Genomic DNA, 1,038 nt, shown 5'->3' on the forward strand with positions numbered 1-1,038 from the left:
GGGATCGGCGGCGCGGGCGGCGCATGCCGCACGGCCGGGGCGGCGGACAGGAACGCCGCGTACTGCAACGGCGGATGGCCGGCGAGCAGGCCGCAATAGCCGCAGCGTTCGAAATGCGCATCGGCGGGCGCATGCGGTTCCGCATGCGCCACGAGCGTGTTGCCGGTTGCCGAGCAGATCGGCGCGGCCGGCAGGCCGCCAACGGATTCGGATGCGCTTGTGCGCAGTTGCGAGATCAGCGGCGCGACCAGCGCGAGCACGAGCGCGAACAGCCCGAGCCACGCCGTGGCCCGGGCTTGCCGTGTCGGCGCGCGGCGTGCGCCGGCGCGCGACGAATCAGGCTGCCGCGCGTGCCGCACGGCCGAACAGCAGACGGTCGATCAACCAGACCGCGACGATCGTCGCACCCATCAGCGGAAAGACGATGCCGAGCAGCACGAGCCCCGCGATCCAGCCGCGCATCGGTGGCGTGCCGCGTTCGCGCGACGGCGCGCCGAGCTTGCCGGCCGGGCGCCGCTTCCACCACATCACGGTGCCGGTGACGGCCATCGCGGCCAGCCCGAGCGACAACACAGCGCAGACGATCTGGTTCGCGAGCCCGAAGTAGCGGCCCATATGCAGCGACGTGCCATACGACACGGCGCGCGATACCGCGCCGTAGTCGTCGTAGCGGATGTCCTTCAACACGGCGCCGCTGTACTGGTCGAGGTAGATCGTCCGCTCGGCCTGCGGGTCGTCGGGGAAGTACGACGCGGTGAACACGCCGTCCGCGCCGGACGGCAGCGCGAGCGTGTAGCCGCTCGTCACGCCGAGGCCCGCGACGATCGCGATCGCGCGGGCCAGCGGCAGCGGGGCCGGGGTCGGCGCCGACGGCGAATGCGGGACGGGCACGTTGCCGACCGCCCAGGGCGTTTGCGGCAACGGCAGGTCGTCCATCACCATCCCCGGCATCGACTCGCCGGATTCGTGGTGATGGCCGGACGGCGCGGCGGCCTGCGCAGGCGCATGCTCGGGCGCACGCTCGAGCGCCGCGGCGGC

Annotated in this window: 2 protein-coding genes; both read right to left on the bottom strand. The window is 73.1% G+C overall.

What is annotated here, in order from left to right; genetic code table 11:
* A partial coding sequence (locus tag DPV74_RS41510; RefSeq protein WP_162923347.1) for a DUF2946 domain-containing protein occupies positions 1–359 on the bottom strand: 359 nt, incomplete at its 3' end.
* Positions 337–1,038 (bottom strand): PepSY domain-containing protein (locus DPV74_RS41515; protein ID WP_162923348.1); only part of this gene is annotated, 702 nt, incomplete at its 5' end. The genes DPV74_RS41510 and DPV74_RS41515, both read right to left, overlap by 23 nt.

The sequence above is a fragment of the Burkholderia sp. HAN2018 genome (assembly GCF_024704855.1).
Classification (GTDB): Bacteria; Pseudomonadota; Gammaproteobacteria; order Burkholderiales; family Burkholderiaceae; genus Burkholderia; species Burkholderia cepacia.